The organism is Streptomyces sp. NPDC048504, assembly GCF_043200035.1.
GTDB lineage: Bacteria > Actinomycetota > Actinomycetes > Streptomycetales > Streptomycetaceae > Streptomyces.
The window spans coordinates 119677-135973 of record NZ_JBICXA010000024.1 but is presented as its reverse complement, the minus strand read 5'-3'; the positions used below and the strand labels follow the sequence as shown (position 1 = coordinate 135973).

The 16297-nt window shown below is 68.7% G+C and carries 12 protein-coding genes; 11 read left to right on the top strand and 1 reads right to left on the bottom strand.

Annotation, left to right across the window (positions count from 1 at the left end; all coding sequences use genetic code 11):
* Positions 1-8: 8 nt before the first annotated feature.
* Positions 9-998 (top strand): carbohydrate ABC transporter permease, encoded by a 990-nt coding sequence (locus tag ACGFY9_RS44060; RefSeq protein ID WP_393764016.1) that lies wholly within the window; start codon positions 9-11, stop codon positions 996-998.
* Positions 999-1153: 155 nt separating this feature from the next.
* Positions 1154-2023, top strand: a complete 870-nt coding sequence (locus tag ACGFY9_RS44055; RefSeq protein ID WP_393764014.1) for a carbohydrate ABC transporter permease — start codon at positions 1154-1156, stop codon at positions 2021-2023.
* A 42-nt stretch (positions 2024-2065) separates the two neighbouring features.
* Here ACGFY9_RS44055 and ACGFY9_RS44050 read toward each other — a convergent pair whose 3' ends face one another.
* Positions 2066-3094 carry a glycoside hydrolase family 43 protein gene (locus ACGFY9_RS44050; RefSeq protein ID WP_393764012.1) on the bottom strand — a complete coding sequence of 343 codons (1029 nt, stop codon included), beginning with the start codon at positions 3092-3094 and terminating at the stop codon, positions 2066-2068.
* A gap of 142 nt (positions 3095-3236) precedes the next feature.
* Between ACGFY9_RS44050 and ACGFY9_RS44045 the strand changes: the two genes are divergently transcribed.
* From ACGFY9_RS44045 to ACGFY9_RS44005, 9 genes are all read left to right on the top strand, one after another.
* Positions 3237-5054, top strand: a complete 1818-nt coding sequence (locus ACGFY9_RS44045; protein ID WP_393764010.1) for an ABC transporter ATP-binding protein — start codon at positions 3237-3239, stop codon at positions 5052-5054.
* A gap of 225 nt (positions 5055-5279) precedes the next feature.
* The gene (locus ACGFY9_RS44040; RefSeq protein WP_393764008.1) at positions 5280-6629 is read left to right on the top strand and encodes an extracellular solute-binding protein; all 1350 of its coding nucleotides are present in this window, start codon (positions 5280-5282) and stop codon (positions 6627-6629) included.
* The gene (locus ACGFY9_RS44035; protein WP_393764006.1) at positions 6626-7624 is read left to right on the top strand and encodes a carbohydrate ABC transporter permease; all 999 of its coding nucleotides are present in this window, start codon (positions 6626-6628) and stop codon (positions 7622-7624) included. The genes ACGFY9_RS44040 and ACGFY9_RS44035 overlap by 4 nt, the downstream gene beginning before the upstream one ends.
* Positions 7621-8478 (top strand): carbohydrate ABC transporter permease, encoded by an 858-nt coding sequence (locus tag ACGFY9_RS44030; protein WP_393764005.1) that lies wholly within the window; start codon positions 7621-7623, stop codon positions 8476-8478. Before ACGFY9_RS44035 ends, ACGFY9_RS44030 begins: the two co-directional genes overlap by 4 nt.
* Positions 8479-8512: 34 nt before the next feature.
* Positions 8513-10042: a glycosyl hydrolase family 28 protein gene (locus tag ACGFY9_RS44025; RefSeq protein WP_393764003.1), complete on the top strand. Its 1530-nt coding sequence runs from the start codon at positions 8513-8515 to the stop codon at positions 10040-10042.
* Between the two features lie 218 nt (positions 10043-10260).
* Positions 10261-13503: an alginate lyase family protein gene (locus ACGFY9_RS44020; protein ID WP_393764001.1), complete on the top strand. Its 3243-nt coding sequence runs from the start codon at positions 10261-10263 to the stop codon at positions 13501-13503.
* Between the two features lie 27 nt (positions 13504-13530).
* The gene (locus tag ACGFY9_RS44015; protein ID WP_393763999.1) at positions 13531-14781 is read left to right on the top strand and encodes an alginate lyase family protein; all 1251 of its coding nucleotides are present in this window, start codon (positions 13531-13533) and stop codon (positions 14779-14781) included.
* A gap of 118 nt (positions 14782-14899) precedes the next feature.
* Positions 14900-15010, top strand: coding sequence for a putative leader peptide (locus tag ACGFY9_RS44010; RefSeq protein ID WP_393763997.1), 111 nt, complete (start codon positions 14900-14902; stop codon positions 15008-15010).
* Positions 15011-15078: 68 nt separating this feature from the next.
* Entirely contained in the window at positions 15079-15963 is an 885-nt protein-coding gene (locus ACGFY9_RS44005; RefSeq protein WP_393763995.1) for a glutathione S-transferase family protein, read from the top strand.
* Positions 15964-16297 lie beyond the last annotated feature (334 nt).

The window sequence follows — 16297 nt, the reverse complement described above, 5'->3', positions numbered from 1 at the left end:
CCGTCACCATGTCACTCCTCGACACCCGCGAGCGCCGGCGAACGTCCCCGACGCCACCCCCGATCGCCGCTCGCCCCGGCCTCGGCCGCCGCATCCGCGCCGCCAAGTGGTCGTACCTCTATCTCGCCCCCATGGCCGTACTCCTGCTGGCCTTTGTGGTCTACCCGATCTTCGCGTCCTTCGGCTACACCTTCTACCGCTGGAACGGCATCGGTGAGCCCGGCAACTACGTGGGCCTCGCCAACTTCCGGCAGATCCTGAGCGACAGCATCTTCTGGGGCGCGGTCGAGCACACCTTCGTCTACGCCTTCGTCCTGGTCCCGGTGCAGCTCCTGCTGGCGTTGGCGCTCGCGCTGGTGCTGAACAACCCGAAGCTCAAGTTCGCGCTGTTCTTCCGGACCGTCTACTTCATCCCCGTCGTCACCTCGGCCGCGGTCGTCGGCGTCGTCATCCAGCTCATGCTCGCCAACTTCGGTGATTCGGCGGGGAGTCTGCTCGCCAGGACCGGCATGACGGACGGGCACATCGACTGGCTCGGCGACCCGCACACCGCGCTCGCCGTGATCATCGCCATCGGTATCTGGCACACCCTCGGCTACAACCTCGTCTACTTCCTCGCCGGACTGCAGACCATCCCGGCCGAGCTGTACGAGGCGGCGAAGCTCGACGGCTGTGGACCGGTCCAGTCCTTCTTCCGCGTCACCATCCCGATGCTGCGCCAAGTCGGGGTCGTCATCGTGGTGTTGGCGTTCATCGGCAGCTTCCAGGTCTTCGACCTGGTGCAGGTCCTCACCGGCGGCGGACCGTATTTCGCCACCGAGGTCGTCAACACGTACATCTACCACCTGGCCTTCGGCGGCTCCGCCGGCGCCGCCGCCCAGCCCGACATCGGCCTGGCCTCCGCCGCCTCGTTCCTCTACGGACTGCTGCTCATCGTGTTCTCCGCGCTCCAGGTCCTCGCCCTGCGCGGGATCAGCCGACGCCGCACGGCCGCGTAAGTGCTCCGCGGATGTACGGCCAGGTGCCGTCCATCGTCTGCAGCGCCGTCGTGGCTGGTCGCGCAGTTCCCCGCGCCCCTTGAGGGCGCTGCCGAGCCGCGGCGGACTTCGCCCCGACCTGCTTATTAGTCGCCAACCAGCAAAGGGTCACGCCGATGTCCACACCGTCCCAACACCCGCGCCTGCGCATGCAGTTGAGCCTGCGCAGAGGGCGACGCGGTCTGCTCTACCTCGCACTGCTCGGCGGCGGCCTCGTCTGGCTCTACCCGTTCCTGTGGGCGCTCGGCAGTTCACTCAAGAGCACCGACGGCTTCTTCTCCGGCGGGCTGAACCCGATCCCGTCCGAGTTCCACTGGTCCAACTACAGCGAGGCCTGGACCCAGGCGGACTTCAGCAAGTTCTTCGTCAACACGGTGCTGTTCGCGACCGGCACGGTCATCGTCACCCTGCTCGCCACCTCCATGGCCGGCTACGTCCTGGCCCGCACCGACTTCCCCGGCAAGAAGGTCTGGCTCGGTCTGGTCGGCGTGACGCTGTTCCTGCCGCACGGCTACACGATCATCCCGGTCTTCGACCTCATCCAGCGCCTCCATCTCCTCAACACCCTCTGGTCGGTGGTCATCGTCCAGTCGGCGGGCGGGATGGTCTTCGGCACTTTCCTGTTCATGGGCTACTTCACGACGATCGACCGGGGCCTTGAGGACGCGGCCCGCGTGGACGGCGCGAACTTCCACCAGATCTTCTGGCGGATCATGCTCCCGCTGTCCGGACCGATGCTGGCGACCGTCGGCCTGTTCGCCTGCATCAACGCCTGGAACAGCTTCTTCATCCCGCTGGTCTTCACCCTGTCCCGCCCCGAACTCCACACCCTGTCCGTGGGCATGTTCAACTTCATCGGCCAGAACTCCACCGCGTGGACGCTGGTGTGCGCGGGGTCGGTCATCACCCTGCTGCCCATCGTCCTGATCTTCATCGTGCTGCAGCGCTTCTTCATCAACGGGCTGGCGGGCGCGGTCAAGCAGTAACGAGGAGCGGCTGCCGAGGAGTTGAGAGCAGCGGCCGCCGGTTCATCCGCCGCCGTCGAGGTCGACGCACTGCCGCAGCACCCGCAGTTCGTCACCGACGAGTTCCATCTCGTACAGCTTCCCGCGCGCGTTCTCGAACGGCCGGTGCAGGATCATCATCAGCCGGCCCTCGAACGTCCGGAACAGCATCCCGTGCCCGCTGTCCTCCCGCACCAGCGGCCGCTGTTGCAACCAAGGCCCTTGTATCTCACCGGACTTGGAGACGGCATAGGTCTGCACGTAGCCCCCGGTGAGGCTGCCGTCCGCGCCGAGCACGTTCTTCTCGTACGTCGACCACAGCATGAGCAGCGATCCGTCGGGGATGCGGTACAGCTGCGGGCCGTCCGTGACGTAGGGCGGGAGTTGGTGCGGTACGCCGGGCGGGATCTCCTCGCCGATCCAGGGCGCGTCCGAGGCCTTGAAGAGGAAGACCGGGTCGCCGGTCGTCCCGGTCAGGTCCGGGGTCAGCCGGATGGCCTCCATCGTGCCGTCGACGGTCTGCAGCCACTCGTGCGCGTACACCATCCACGGCTGCCCGGACGGGTCGACGTACAGCGTGCCGTCCAGGGTCATGAGGTGCTCGGGCGGGGTCGGGCGTGCGGGGTCGACCGACGTGAAGGGGCCGAGCAGGGATTCGGACACGGTCGTGATCGTGCCCCGCCGGTGGTTCGCGAGCTGAAACGGCGTGCCCCAGCGGCCAGTTGGGGGCACCGGCAGCGGACTGTCCTCGTCGTGCAGCGTGGTGAACAGGTAGTACCTGCCCTGCCACGCGTGCACCTCCGGCGCCCAACCCCCGTCGCTCGCCCAGAGGTTGCTCTGCTCCGCCGCCAGGAACACCACCGCCGGACGCGTCCAGTCACGCAGGTCCCGGCTGCGGTAGACCATCGTGCCGACGCCCTCCACGCCCGACACGGAAGGGTCGTTGGACGTGTAGAGGCAATACGTGCGGGTCGTGTCGTCGGCGACGACGAACGGATCGTGCAACGGCATGTCGGGCAGCCGCATCGGCTCGCCCACGGGATCGGTCGCCATGGTGTCACCGTAGGGCCCGCAAACCCCGTGCGCATCACAGCTGTTGAGGGAAAAACGCTTGGACTGCACGGACGCCGTCGCGGGACACTGCCAGTCCTGGCCAGTCCGTATGCCGGGCGCCGGACGACACCACGGGGTGGGGATGGGATCGCCTGAATCGCGTGACATCGGGCCGCGCAAAGGCTCGGTGCTACTCGCACTTCGCTATTACGGACGGGAGTTGGCCCGGCTCCGCCGCTGGACCGCGCCCGCCACACTGCTGCCCGCGGTGGGCAACATCGGCATCAACTACATCGCGCCGCTGATCGTCGCCAAGCTCGTCGGCCGTATCGCCGGAGACGCGGGCATCAGCGTCCGCACGACGCTGCCGTACGTCCTCGGGTTCGCCGGGGTGCTGCTGCTCGCCGAGGTGTTCTGGCGGCTCGGACTGCACTGTCTGAACCGGCTGGACGCGCTCGGCATCGAGCACCTGTATGTGATCGGCATGGACGAACTCTTCGCCAAGGACGCCGCGTTCTTCCACGACAACTTCGCCGGGTCGCTCACCAAGCGGGTGCTGAGCTTCGCCTCCCGCTTCGAGGAGTTCGTCGACACGATGACGTTCCAGGTGGTGGGCAGCCTGGTCCCGCTGCTGTTCGGCTCGGTCGTGCTGTGGCGCTACGAACCGCTGCTCGTCGTAGGCCTGTTGGCGATGATCGCGCTCACCGCCCTGGTCGTCGCGCCTCTCATCCGGCGCCGCCAGGCACTCGTCGACCTCCGCGAGGAGGCGATCGCCCGGGTGTCCGGCCATGTCGCCGACAGCCTGATGAACATGGACACGGTCCGCGCGTTCGCCGCCGAGGAACGCGAGGCCGCCGAACACCGCTCCCGCGTCGCCCAGTCGAGGCGCCTCACGCTGCGCTCCTGGGACTACGGCAACCTGCGCATCGACACCCTGGTCGCGCCGCTCTCCGTGCTCACCAACGCGCTCGGCCTGCTCCTCGCTGTCGCCCTCGGCGGCGGCGAACACGGCGTCGAGGCGGTCGTGGTCGCCTTCACGTACTACACGAACGCGACCCGGATCATGTTCGAGTTCAACCAGATCTACCGGCGCCTGGAAAGCTCGATGACCGAGGCCGCCCAGTTCACCGAGCTGTTGATGGCGCCGCCCACCGTGGTCGACCCGGCCTCGCCCGAGCCGCTGCGGTCCCGGGCCACCGACGTCCGCTTCGAGAACGTGACCTTCGCCCACGCGGGCGCCGACACGCTCTTCGACGGACTCGACCTGACCGTGCCCAGCGGCACGAAGATCGGCCTCGTCGGCCGGTCCGGCGGCGGCAAGACCACCCTCAGCCGGCTGCTGCTGCGGATGACGGACATCGACGCCGGCCGCATCCTGATCGGCGGCCAGGACATCAGCAAACTGCGCCAGGCGGACCTGCGCAGCCTCATCGCCTACGTCCCGCAGGACCCGGCGATGTTCCACCGCACCCTGCGCGAGAACCTCACCTTCGCCCGGCCCGACGCCACCGACGCCGAGGTCCGCCGGGCCGCAGAGGCCGCGCACGTCACGGAGTTCGCCGACGCGCTGCCGGACGGCTTCGAGACGATGGTGGGGGAGCGCGGGATCAAGCTCTCCGGCGGCCAGCGCCAACGCGTCGCCCTCGCCCGCGCGATCCTGCGCGACGCCCCGATCCTGCTGCTCGACGAGGCGACCAGCGCGCTCGACTCGGAGAGCGAGATCCTCGTACAGGAAGCGCTGTGGCGGCTCATAGAGGGCCGGACCGCGCTCGTCGTCGCACACCGGCTGAGCACCGTCGCCGGCATGGACCGGCTCGTCGTCCTCGACCGCGGCCGGATCGTCGAACAGGGCACGCACCAGGAGCTGTTGGCCGCCGAGGGCGCCTACGCGAAGCTGTGGCAGCACCAGTCGGGCGGCTTCCTCGACGAGAGCCCCGAGCAGGCCGCCGACCTGCACTGACGGACCGAACACCGGCCGGATTCCCGGGACTTCAGCCATCGGATTCCCGGGACTTCGGCCATCCCTGTCGGACAACCGGTTTCTAGTCGACCACGTTCCAGCGCCGTCTCGCCGAGGTTACCCAGTCTTTTCGAAAGTTCGCCCAAGGTCTTGACGCCGTTTCCGAGCCGGAAGAAGCTCTGCCCCAACGCGTGACAACCGGTTTCTATTGGAGGTGGTGCGGTCATGCCCCCACGTGCTGGTGCGCCCCTGAGCCGCCGACGATTTCTCGCCCTCTCGGGGGCGGGTGCGGCGGCCGGCGCGGCGGTGCTGGGCGGCTGCGCCCTCCAGGTGTCGACCGGGGTGAGCGGAGCGGGCGAGACCGTCACGGTGATGGTCAAGGACGGCGACATCACCACCGACCAGATCACGCAGGCCCACAAAGACATCGGCGTCAAGATCCACCTGGTGCGCTACGACCTCACCAAGCTGATCGCGATGATGACCACCGGCGCACCACCGGACCTGGTGCGCGGCGTCGGCGCCGTGGACGCCCCGTACTTCGTCGCCCGGGACGTCGTCGAGAACCTCGACCCCTACTTCGCCGGGAGCGGCGTCCTCAAGGTCGACGACCTGGACCCGGTCAACGACCTGTGGCGCTACGACGGCCACACCCAGGGCAAGGGCCCGCGCTACGGCATGGCGAAGGACTTCTCCCAGGACTCCATGTACTGGTACAACACCGCGCACTTCGACACGGCGGGCGTCGCCTACCCGCCGGAGACCCAACCGGTCACCTATGAACAGTGGTTGGAGGACGCCAAGCGGCTCACCCGGCGCAAGAACGGGCAGACGACCGTCTTCGGCGGCAGCTACAACGGGCTCAACGCCCCAGGTCTGCTGGCCGGGTTGACGGCCGCCGCCGGCGGCAGCCTGTTCAGCGAGGACTTCTCCCGCGTCGACTTCACCACCCCCGAGGCCCGCAAGGCACTGGCCTGGTACATCGACTACTGCCGGGCCAAGGTCGGCCCGAGCCTGATCCAGCCCGACCCCAACGGCTGGGACGGGCCCACCTATCAGGCCGGCCGGATGGCCATGACGGGCAGCGGCTACTGGCTCGGCGGCATGATCGACACCGACAAGAAGCTGGCCCGGGTGTCCCGGCTCGCCCCCGCCCCCGTCTTCGCGGGCGGCCCGCGCCTGAGCCCCTGCCAGGGCGGCACCGGCCTGTGGATGCCGAAGAAGGCCCGGAACAAGGACGCCGCCTGGCGGGTCTTCGAGTGGTTCTTCGGCGAGGCACCGGCCAAGGAGCGCGCGTCGAGCGGCTGGGGCATCCCGAGCCTGAAGTCCCTGCGGTCCCTGATGCCCGGTCAGGAGCCGTATCAGAAGCGGGCGTTGCGGGTGCAGGAGGCCGAGCTGAAGCACTTCTCGGTGACCGCCTTCACGCCGTACGCCACGGCGGACGCGCTCGCCGCTCTCTTCAACCAGGCCGCCCCCGCCGCCATGTCGGGCGGGATATCCGTCGACACCCTCGCGGGCCGGCTGAACTCGTCCATGAACGAGCAGCTCAAGCGCGGTAAGGAGCAAGTGGGATGACGGTCGATCAGGTCACCACGGTCACGGGCCGCCCAGGCTCGGCCGCGAGCGGTGAACGGGCGCGGGCGGCACGGCAGCCGCGGACCACCGCGACCGGGCGCAGACACCGCGCGTTCTACATGTTCACCTCGCCCTGGATCATCGGCTTCCTGCTGCTGACCATCGTCCCCATGGCGTACGCGCTGTGGCTGAGCTTCACCACGTTCGACGGCATCTCCCCGCACTGGCGCTACGTCGGCCTCGGCAACTACCGCGAGCTGTTCTCCGACTCCGTGACCTGGCACGCGCTGGGCCGCACAGGGCTGTTCGCGGTGACCTCCGTGCCGTTGTCGATCGCGGCCGGGCTCGGGCTCGCGGTCCTGGTCAACCGGCCGCTCAAGGCACGCGGACTGTTCCGCACCCTGCTCTATCTGCCCGCCGTGGTGCCGCCGGTCGGCGCGGGCATCGCCTTCAAGCAGCTCTTCGACCAGAACTCCGGTGCCGCCAACGGGGTGTTGAACATCTTCGGCATCAACGCCCTGGGCTGGCTCGCCGATCCCTACGCCCGCTACGTGCTGCTGATGAGCGTCCTGTGGGGCGCCGGAAACGTCATGATCATCTCGCTGGCCGGGCTCCAGGACGTACCCCGCGAACTCCACGAGGCGGCCCGCATCGACGGCGCGAGCGCCTGGCGGACCTTCCGCAGCATCACCGTGCCGCTGCTCTCGCCGGTGCTGCTCTTCCAGACCGTGACCGGCGTGATCGCCTCCGTGCAGACCATCATGCCGCTGCTGCTCGCGCCCGACGGCACCACGGGCGGCGTCACCGCGATCCCGCAGTCCAACTACCTCTACATGATGCACGTGTTCGCGGAGTACTTCGCGCTCGGCCGCTACGGCTACGCCTCCGCACTGCTGTGGGTGCTCTTCGTCCTGATCCTCGCCGTGACCGGACTCATCTTCAGGTTCACGTCCGGCGTGGTCTTCTACAACGTCGACCCGGAGGCCAACAAGTGAGCGCCGTCAGCCCGTTGGTGAAGTCCCCGGTCCGGGTGCGAGCAGGCCGGCTGGCTCTCTACACCGTCCTCGTCGCCGTCACGGGCCTGTTCCTCGGCCCCTTCGGCTGGCTCGTCCTCGCCGGTCTGAAGACCCCGGCCGAACTCGCCGCCTCGCCCGTGCACTGGCTGCCCCAGCACCTCCAGTGGCACAACTTCGCCGACGCCTACCAACTCATCGACTTCCTCGGCTACGCCCGCAACTCCCTGATCATCGCGATGATCTACGCCACCCTCGTCACCCTCAGCTCCGCCTGGGTCGGCTTCGGCTTCGCCCGCCTCTCCGCCCCCGGCAAGAAGACCCTGTTCGGCATCCTGCTCGGCTCGATGATGCTGCCCCAGATGATCACCCTGCTGCCGACCTACCTGATCTTCGCCAAGCTCGGCATGGTCGACACCTACTGGCCGTGGGTGCTGTGGGGGCTGGCCGCCGCGCCGTATCTCGTCTTCCTCTTCCGGCAGTTCTTCGCGGGCCTGCCAAGGGAGTTGGAGGAGGCCGCGATCGTCGACGGCTGCGGGTACGCCACCATCTTCTGGCGGATCTTCCTGCCGCAGTCCTGGCCGGTCCTGAGCGCGAGCTTCGTGATCGCCTTCACCTGGACCTGGGGCGACTACATCGCCCCGCAACTCCTCCTGTCCACCGACCGCACCACCCTCGCGGTCGCCGTCATGTCCACCTACGTCACCTCGGCCGGCACCCCGGTCGCCGACCTCCAGGCGGCGGCCTCGGTGATGTACGTCGTCCCGATCCTCCTGATCTTCCTCGTCGCCCAACGCGGGTTCGTCGCCGGGATGTCGACGAGCGGCCTCAAGTAAGCCCAGGTTTCCGTCTGTTGCAAGGAGTCGCACCATGAACACACCCCTGTCCCGTCGTACGGCCCTCCAGGCGGCCGGTGCCACCGCGCTCGCCGCCGGCCTCTCCGGCCTGACCGCAACGGCGGCCCACGCCTCCGGCGACCACAACTCCCGCCCCAAGCTGGTCACTTACCCGCGCCCGACCACCATGCCGACCAACACCAGCTTCCAGGTGCGGGTCCGCAGCACCCCGCAGGGCACCTGGCAGACCCTCGACATCTACCGGCCGCAGTTCGAGGAGATCAACGCCTCCACCGGGTCGGGCAAGGTCTACAACTCGTCGATGGCGTACTTCGACTTCGACGGCTCTGTCGAGATCGAGGTGACGTACCTCAAGGGCGGCACCACCAAGGCCCGGGTGAGACCGGACGCGCTGGGCATCACGCCCGAACTCCTCGGCGACACCCTGCGGTTCACCCTCGACGAGCCCAAGGACGTCGTCGTACAGATCAACGACGAGATATTCGACGCCCTGCACCTGATCACCAACCGCGTCGAGCACCACGTCCCGTCCGCCGACGACCCGAACGTCCTCTACTTCGGCCCCGGCGTCCACACCGTCACCGGCAACGTCCTCACCGTCCCCAGCGGCAAGACCGTCTACCTCGCGGGCGGCGCCGTCCTCACCGCGCAGGTCTACTTCAAGGACGTGGAGAAGTCCCGCCTGATCGGACGCGGGGTGCTCTACAACAACCCCGGCGGCGCGATCCTCAGCGAGGGCAGCAAGAACATCCGCATCGAGGACGTCATCATGCTCAACCCGGCAGGCTACGCGGGCACGTTCGGCGAGAGCGAGAACGTCCACATCACCAAGGCGCGCGCGTTCAGTTCGAAGGGCAACGGCGACGGCTTCGACGTCTTCTCCTCGACCGGGATCACCTTCGACGGCTGCTTCATGCGCAACTCCGACGACTGCATCGCCATTTACTGCCATCGCTGGGACTACTACGGCGACACCCGCGACATCACCGTCAAGAACAGCACCCTGTGGGCCGACGTCGCCCACCCGATCAACGTGGGCACGCACGGCAACTCCGACGCCCCCGAGACGATCGAGAACCTCGTCATCAAGAACATCGACATCCTCGACCACCGCGAACCCCAGATGAACTACCAGGGCTGCATCGCCCTCAACCCCGGCGACTCCAACCTGATCAAGAACGTGCGCATCGAGGACGTCCGGATCGAGGACTTCCGCTGGGGCCAGGTCATTTACATGAAGGTCATGTTCAACACGAAGTACAACACCTCGGTCGGCCGCGGCATCGACGGCGTCTACGTCAAGAACCTCAGCTACACGGGCACGCGCGCCAACCCGTCGCTCTTCCTCGGCTACGACGCCGAACACGCCATCAACAACGTCACGTTCGAGAACCTGGTGATCAACGGGCTGGTCGTCGCCGACTCGATGAAGAAGCCGAGCTGGTACTACACCACCGACGAGATCCAGTGGTTCTACAACGAGCACGTCACCAACCTGAAGTTCCTCACCACCGCCGAGGCCGAGGCGGCCGCGGCGTCATGACGAAGCGCTCCGCTGGAAGGGCGGGGAGGGGCTGTCGGTCGGCTGCGGCGTCGTTGTGGCTGGGCGCGCCCCGCGGCGGAGCCGCTGATGAATACAGCCCCGCGCCCCTTAAGGGTGTTGCCGAACCGGAGTCGACTGCACCGGCCCCGCTCAGCCGCCGTGGCCTTCTCGGCGGCACCGCGGCCCTCCTGCTGGCTACGGGTGCGAGCGGACTGCTCGTGCCCGGCCGAGCGGCGGCCCAGGACGACCCTGCGGCAGGTTTCACACACCCCGGCCTGCTGCACACCGCCGATGACCTCGCCCGTATGAAAGCGGCGGTCGCCGCCAAGCAATCGCCGGTCTACGACGGTTACTTGGCGCTCGCGGCACACGCCCGCTCCTCCTCGGCGTACGCCGTGCAGAACACCGGCCAGATCACCACTTGGGGCCGTGGCCCCGCCAACTACCAGAACCAGGCCGTCGCCGACTCGGCCGCCGCCTACCAGAACGCCCTCATCTGGTCCGTCACCGGAGACACCGCGCACGCCGACAAGGCCCGCGACATCCTCAACGCCTGGGCCGCTTCCCTCACCGCCATCACCGGAGCCGACGGCCCCCTCGGCGCGGGCCTCCAGGCCTTCAAGTTCGTCAACGCCGCCGAACTCCTCCGCCACACCGGCTACGACGGCTGGAGTGCCGCCGACATCGTCCGCTGCGAGGACTCCTTCCTCCGCGTCTGGTATCCCGCCCTGTCCTCCTACATGCTCTACGCCAATGGCAACTGGGACCTGACGTCCCTTCAATCCCTGCTGGCCATAGGCGTGTTCTGCGAAGAGCCGACCCTCTTCTACGACGCGCTCCGCTTCGCCGCGGCCGGCGCCGGCAACGGCAGCGTCCTCCACCGCATCGTCACCGACGCCGGCCAGGGCCAGGAGAGCGGCCGGGACCAGGGCCACGAGCAGCTCGCGGTAGGCCTGTTGGCCGACGCCGCGCAGGTCGCCTGGAACCAGGGCGTCGACCTCTGGGGCTTCGACGACAACCGCATCCTCGCCAACGTCGAGTACGCCGCCCGCTACAACCTCGGCGGCGACGTCCCCTTCGTCCCCGACCTCGACCGCACCGGCAAGTACATCAAGCTGTCCGTCTCGGCCACGTCACGTGGCAGTCTGCCGCCCATCTACGAGATGGCGTACGCCCATTACGCGGGTGTGCGTGGCCTGGACACCCCGTACACGAAGAACGCCGTCTTCCGCGGCAACGGCGGTACCCGCGTCATCGAGGGCAGCAACGACGACCTGCCGAGCTGGGGCACCTTCGCCTACGCCGGTGCTACGACCCCCTCGTCCACCGTGCCGACACCACCGGCCGGCGTCACGGCGATCGGCAACGACCGCTCTGTGACGGTGAGTTGGCTGCCGTCGACGTGGGCCGACTCCTACACCGTCCTGCGCGCGACCGACGTGGACGGCCGCTACGAGAAGATCGCGTCCGGCGTCGACCGGCCGACGTACACCGACCGGAACGTGCACAGAGGACGGACCTATTACTACACGGTCGCGGCCTTCAACGCCCTTGGTGGAAGCGGCAGTTCACCGTGGGCGGCCGCCTCCGCCGGCCTCCCCTCGCCCTGGTCGACCCGGGACGTGGGGGACGTGAGGATCCCCGGTTCCGCCGCCTTCGACGGCGAACGCTTCGTCCTTGAGGCGAGCGGCACCGCCGACACCTATCGTCTCGTCCACCTTCCACTGCGCGGCGACGGCACAGTCACCGCGCGGATCGTGTGGCCGCTCAGCTCGCAGTACTCCAAGATCGGAGTCACCGTGCGGGCCTCGCTCGGCGTGGACGCGGCGCACGCATCGATGCTGATCCAGGGGCTGCCGCTGCACACCTGGAGCGGGGTGTGGACGGTACGCCCGTCGACCGGTGCGGAGATCTCCGCGACCGGCAGCACTCCCGTACCGCCTTCCCAGCAGCAGGCGATCACGGTGAACGCCGCCTTCCCGATCTCCAGCCTCGGCACACTGCCCGAGTCGGCAACACCGCTTGAGGCGCCTTACGTGGAAGGCGCAGGTGACGGCTACCGGCTGCGGAAGCCCTACTGGGTGCGGGTGACCCGCAAGGGCGCGCGCTGCACCGGCGCCATCTCTCCGGACGGCGTCCACTGGACCGAAGTCGGCTCCACCGAGGTCGAGTTGGGCCGCACCGCGTATGCCGGTCTCGCCCTCACCTCATGCCTGGGCGTCGACGAGGACTATGCCGAGACCGGCACCGGCGCCTTCGACAACGTCAGTGTGACCTCCTCGTCCGGCACGGTCTGGTGCGTACCCCGCCCGGCCCGCACCGCCACCGCCCTGCGGGCCCAAACCGGTGCCGACGCCGTCGAGTTGGCCTGGACCGACCCGGACCTCTCCGCCGAGTACACGGTGCTGCGCGCCACGCACGCCGGTGGACCGTACAAGACGCTCGCCACCCGTGTCGGCCCCGTCGGCTTCGGCAGCCGCATCCGGTACACCGACGCGACGGGATCGCCGGGAACGACGTACCACTACACGGTCGCGAAGACCAACGCCGGTGGACGCGGGCCGCGTTCGACGCCGGCGCAGGCCGTGATGCCGAACCCGGCACAACCTCAACTCGCCTCCGCCGCCAGCGCGTTCACGAACCAAGGTGCCGCCTTCCGGTATCTGCTGCGCGCCTCGCACGAGCCCGTACGGTTCACCGCCGACGGGCTGCCCGGCGGCCTCCGTGTCGACCGGCGCACCGGCCTGGTCTCCGGAACCCCCACCGAGACAGGCGAGTTCACGGTCTCGACGACCGCCGCCAACGCCTCCGGAACCGCGACCGGCACCCTCGCCCTCACGGTCAGCACCGCGCCGCCCGCGCCGTGGACGTACGGCGATCTCGGCGACACCGTGCTCGACGACCGTACCTTCGGGACGCTGGGCGTGGTGGCGATCACCACGCCGGGCAGCACGTCGTACGACGGCGGGACCTTCACCGTGCGGGGCGCGGGCGTCGATCTCAACGCCAACGGCCAAGGAATGACAGGGCAGTTCGTACGGCGGCCCGTCAGCGGTGACTGTGAGGTCGTCGCCCGGATCGTCTCCCGCAGTGGCGTGACCACCGACCGGGTCGGGCTGCTCATGGCGAAGTCGCTGTCGCCGTTCGACCAGGCCGCCGGAGCGATCGTCACCGGCGGGACCAGCGCACAGCTCATGCTCCGCAAGACCGTGGCCGGTGCTTCCGCCTTCACCGGTGGAGCCTCTGTCACCCTCCCCGCCCTGCTGCGGCTGAAGCGCGTCGGGACCGCCTTCAGCGCCGCCCTGTCCACCGATGACGGTGTCACCTGGACCCCCCTCGCCGACGGAGAGATCCCCGGCTTCGGTGACGCCCCCTACAACGTCGGCCTGGTGGTCTGCTCGCGCAGCCAACTGGTCCGCTGCACCACCGAGTTCGACGAGGTGAGCATCACGCCCACCTGATCCTTCATGGATTGGAGATGCACCGCAATGAGCCGCACGTCCCCCCACGAGCACCTCCGCAGAACAGAGTTGAGCCGCCGTGGTCTTCTGAAGACCGTCGGCGGTCTCACCGCAGCCGTCGCCCTCGGCGGCGCCACTGTGGCCACCACCGCGCACGCGGCCCCGGCCACGTTCACCCACCCCGGCATGCTGCACAACGCCGGCGACATCAACCGCGCCAAGGTCAGGGTCGCGGCGGGAACCGACCCCTGGCTGTCCGGCTGGAACAGGCTCACCGCCAACTCCCACTCCCAGTCGACGTGGACGAACCGGGCCACCGCCACGATCATCCGCGGCGGCGACGGCCAGAACTACAGCCTGCTGTACAACGACATCGCCGCCGCCTACCAGAACGCCCTGCGCTGGAAGGTCGGCGGCACCGAGGCGAACGCCGTGTGCGCCGCGAACATCCTCAACGCCTGGTCGTCGACGCTGACTTCGGTCACCGGCAACGCCGACCGGTTCCTCGCTGCCGGCCTCTACGGCTGGCAGTTCGCCAACGCCTGCGAGCTGATGCGGGACTACAGCGGCTTCAATCTGGCCGCCGCCCAGCAGATGCTGGCGAACGTCTTCTACCCGCTCAACAACAGCTTCCTGACCAACCACAACGACGCCTGCATCACCAACTACTGGGCCAACTGGGACCTGTGCAACATGGCCTCGATCCTGGCCATCGGCATCCTCAACGAGGACTCCGCCAAGTACGACCAGGCCGTCACGTACTTCAAGTCCGGCGCGGGCAACGGCTCCATCGCGCACGCCGTGCCGTATCTGTACACCGACTCGGACGGCTACGCGCTGGGCCAGTGGCAGGAGTCGGGCCGCGACCAGGGCCACACCGTGATGGGCATGGGCCAGATGGGCGCGATCTGCGAGATGGCCTGGAACCAGGGCGACGACCTGTACTCGTACGACAGCCGTCGTTTCATGAAGGCCGCCCAGTACGTGGCGAAGTACAACAGCGGCAGCGACGTGCCCTACACCACCTACACCTGGGGCACCGGGCAGAGCTGCGCCCAGTCGTCCCAAACGGTGATCTCCTCCGCCTCGCGCGGCCAGATCCGCCCGGTGTGGGCGATGCTCCACTTCCACTACAACCGGCGCATCGGCCTCGACGACAAGTACATCTCAGCCATGTACTACAACCTTGTCGCCCCCGAGGGCGGGGGAGGTGACTACGGCACCGACAGCGGCGGCTACGACCAGCTCGGCTTCGGCACGCTGATGTACGCGAAGTAGCGGCGCCGGGGTGTCCACGGGGCGGGCGGTCGGTGCCCGGTCCGTGGACGCCCTCTTGACCCCGGGTCGCGGCGGATCGACACTCCAGTAGGGAATCCTAGTGAACAGGTAGGGAAACATGGGGCTTGAGCCGGTCACCACTCGTCGCGTGGGCCGTTCGCCTCTTCTGACCTCCCGCCGTCACATCGACCTGCTGCGGGTCTGCAGCGCGATGAACCCCCTGCGCTGAGCCCCCGTCCTCCGCTCGACGACGCTTCCGCCGCGCGTACGTCCACGCGCCCGTACCCGGGGAGTCCCATGTCCAGCACGCCTCTCGCCGCCGTCCCCGCACCCCGGTCCGCCCCCACGTTCCGGGGCCGGATCGGCCGCGACGCGCGCAGCGGGCACTACGCCGTGCCGCGCCGCTACCGCCTCCATCTGTCCACCGCCTGCGCCGACGGCCTGCGCATCGCCGTCACCCACAGCCTGCTCGGCCTCGACGAGAGCTGTCCGGCCGTGTTCCTGTCCGCCGTACCCGACTGTCCGAGTGGTGGACACTCCGCGCTGCGCCCGCTCTACGAGGCGAGCGCGCACCGCTACTCGGGACCGGCCGCCGCGCCGGTGCTCAGCGACGACTGGTCCGGCCGGATCGTCAGCACCCACGCCCCCGACATCATGCGCGACCTCGCCCGGCACTTCGGCGAGGGCGGACCCCAGCTGTACCCGTGTGGCGCCGAGTCGGAGATCGAGGCCGTCGAGCGGCTGTGCGCGCAGGGCATCGAGGACGCCGCGCAGCGCGCCGGCGCGGCCGGTGTCGAGCAGGAGGAACGCGACGAGGCGGTCGAACGGCTGCTGGAGACGCTGGGCTCGCTCGACCGGTGGCTGGAGGGACGCGAGCACATGATCCGCGACGAACTCACCGCCGCCGACGTCGAGTTGTGGGTGTCGTTGGTCCAACTGGACACGGTGCACCGCAACCACCTGGACGCCGCCGCCGTGCAGCGCATCGCCGACCATTCCCACCTGTGGGCCTACGCCCGCCGCCTGGCCGCCCACCCGGCCTTCGGCACCCATCTCGACCTCGACGGCATCGCCCGCCGCCACCACGCCCGCTGCCGGGGCCTGGAGGCAGCCGGCGCCGCTGTCCAGATCCTGGACTGGGCGGCCCACGCGGCGGACGAAACGGGAGCTTGCCGCAGCTGAGAAGCGTCCCGGGCCGTCCATCTGGTGGACCGTCGTTGACATTCGAACAAGCACCTGACTTACTACCGCTTCAGTGATCGCGAGGCCCTCAGGGCCGGAACGGCAACGGTGACGGACATGTACGCAGCTTCGAGGACGGCCACGCGCCGCTTCCACGGCTGCGTACTGCCGTACGCGAAGCCGCTCGTCGAGAACCGCGCCGTCGATCTTCTGCGCGTCAACAGCGCACTGTGTACCGCACCGGGCTGTGCCCGCTGTCGAGGCTGACGACTTCACCCGAGCGTTTCCCAGCTCTTTCCGTTGGTCATTCCAGCCCCCGGTCCGTGCGTTCCTC

Coding starts and splice junctions, on each gene's coding strand:
- ACGFY9_RS44060 (WP_393764016.1), top strand. CDS start 9: ATGTCACTCCTCGACACCCGCGAGCGCCGGCGAACGTCCCCGACGCCA.
- ACGFY9_RS44055 (WP_393764014.1), top strand. CDS start 1,154: ATGTCCACACCGTCCCAACACCCGCGCCTGCGCATGCAGTTGAGCCTG.
- ACGFY9_RS44050 (WP_393764012.1), bottom strand. CDS start 3,094: ATGGCGACCGATCCCGTGGGCGAGCCGATGCGGCTGCCCGACATGCCG.
- ACGFY9_RS44045 (WP_393764010.1), top strand. CDS start 3,237: ATGGGATCGCCTGAATCGCGTGACATCGGGCCGCGCAAAGGCTCGGTG.
- ACGFY9_RS44040 (WP_393764008.1), top strand. CDS start 5,280: ATGCCCCCACGTGCTGGTGCGCCCCTGAGCCGCCGACGATTTCTCGCC.
- ACGFY9_RS44035 (WP_393764006.1), top strand. CDS start 6,626: ATGACGGTCGATCAGGTCACCACGGTCACGGGCCGCCCAGGCTCGGCC.
- ACGFY9_RS44025 (WP_393764003.1), top strand. CDS start 8,513: ATGAACACACCCCTGTCCCGTCGTACGGCCCTCCAGGCGGCCGGTGCC.
- ACGFY9_RS44015 (WP_393763999.1), top strand. CDS start 13,531: ATGAGCCGCACGTCCCCCCACGAGCACCTCCGCAGAACAGAGTTGAGC.
- ACGFY9_RS44010 (WP_393763997.1), top strand. CDS start 14,900: ATGGGGCTTGAGCCGGTCACCACTCGTCGCGTGGGCCGTTCGCCTCTT.
- ACGFY9_RS44005 (WP_393763995.1), top strand. CDS start 15,079: ATGTCCAGCACGCCTCTCGCCGCCGTCCCCGCACCCCGGTCCGCCCCC.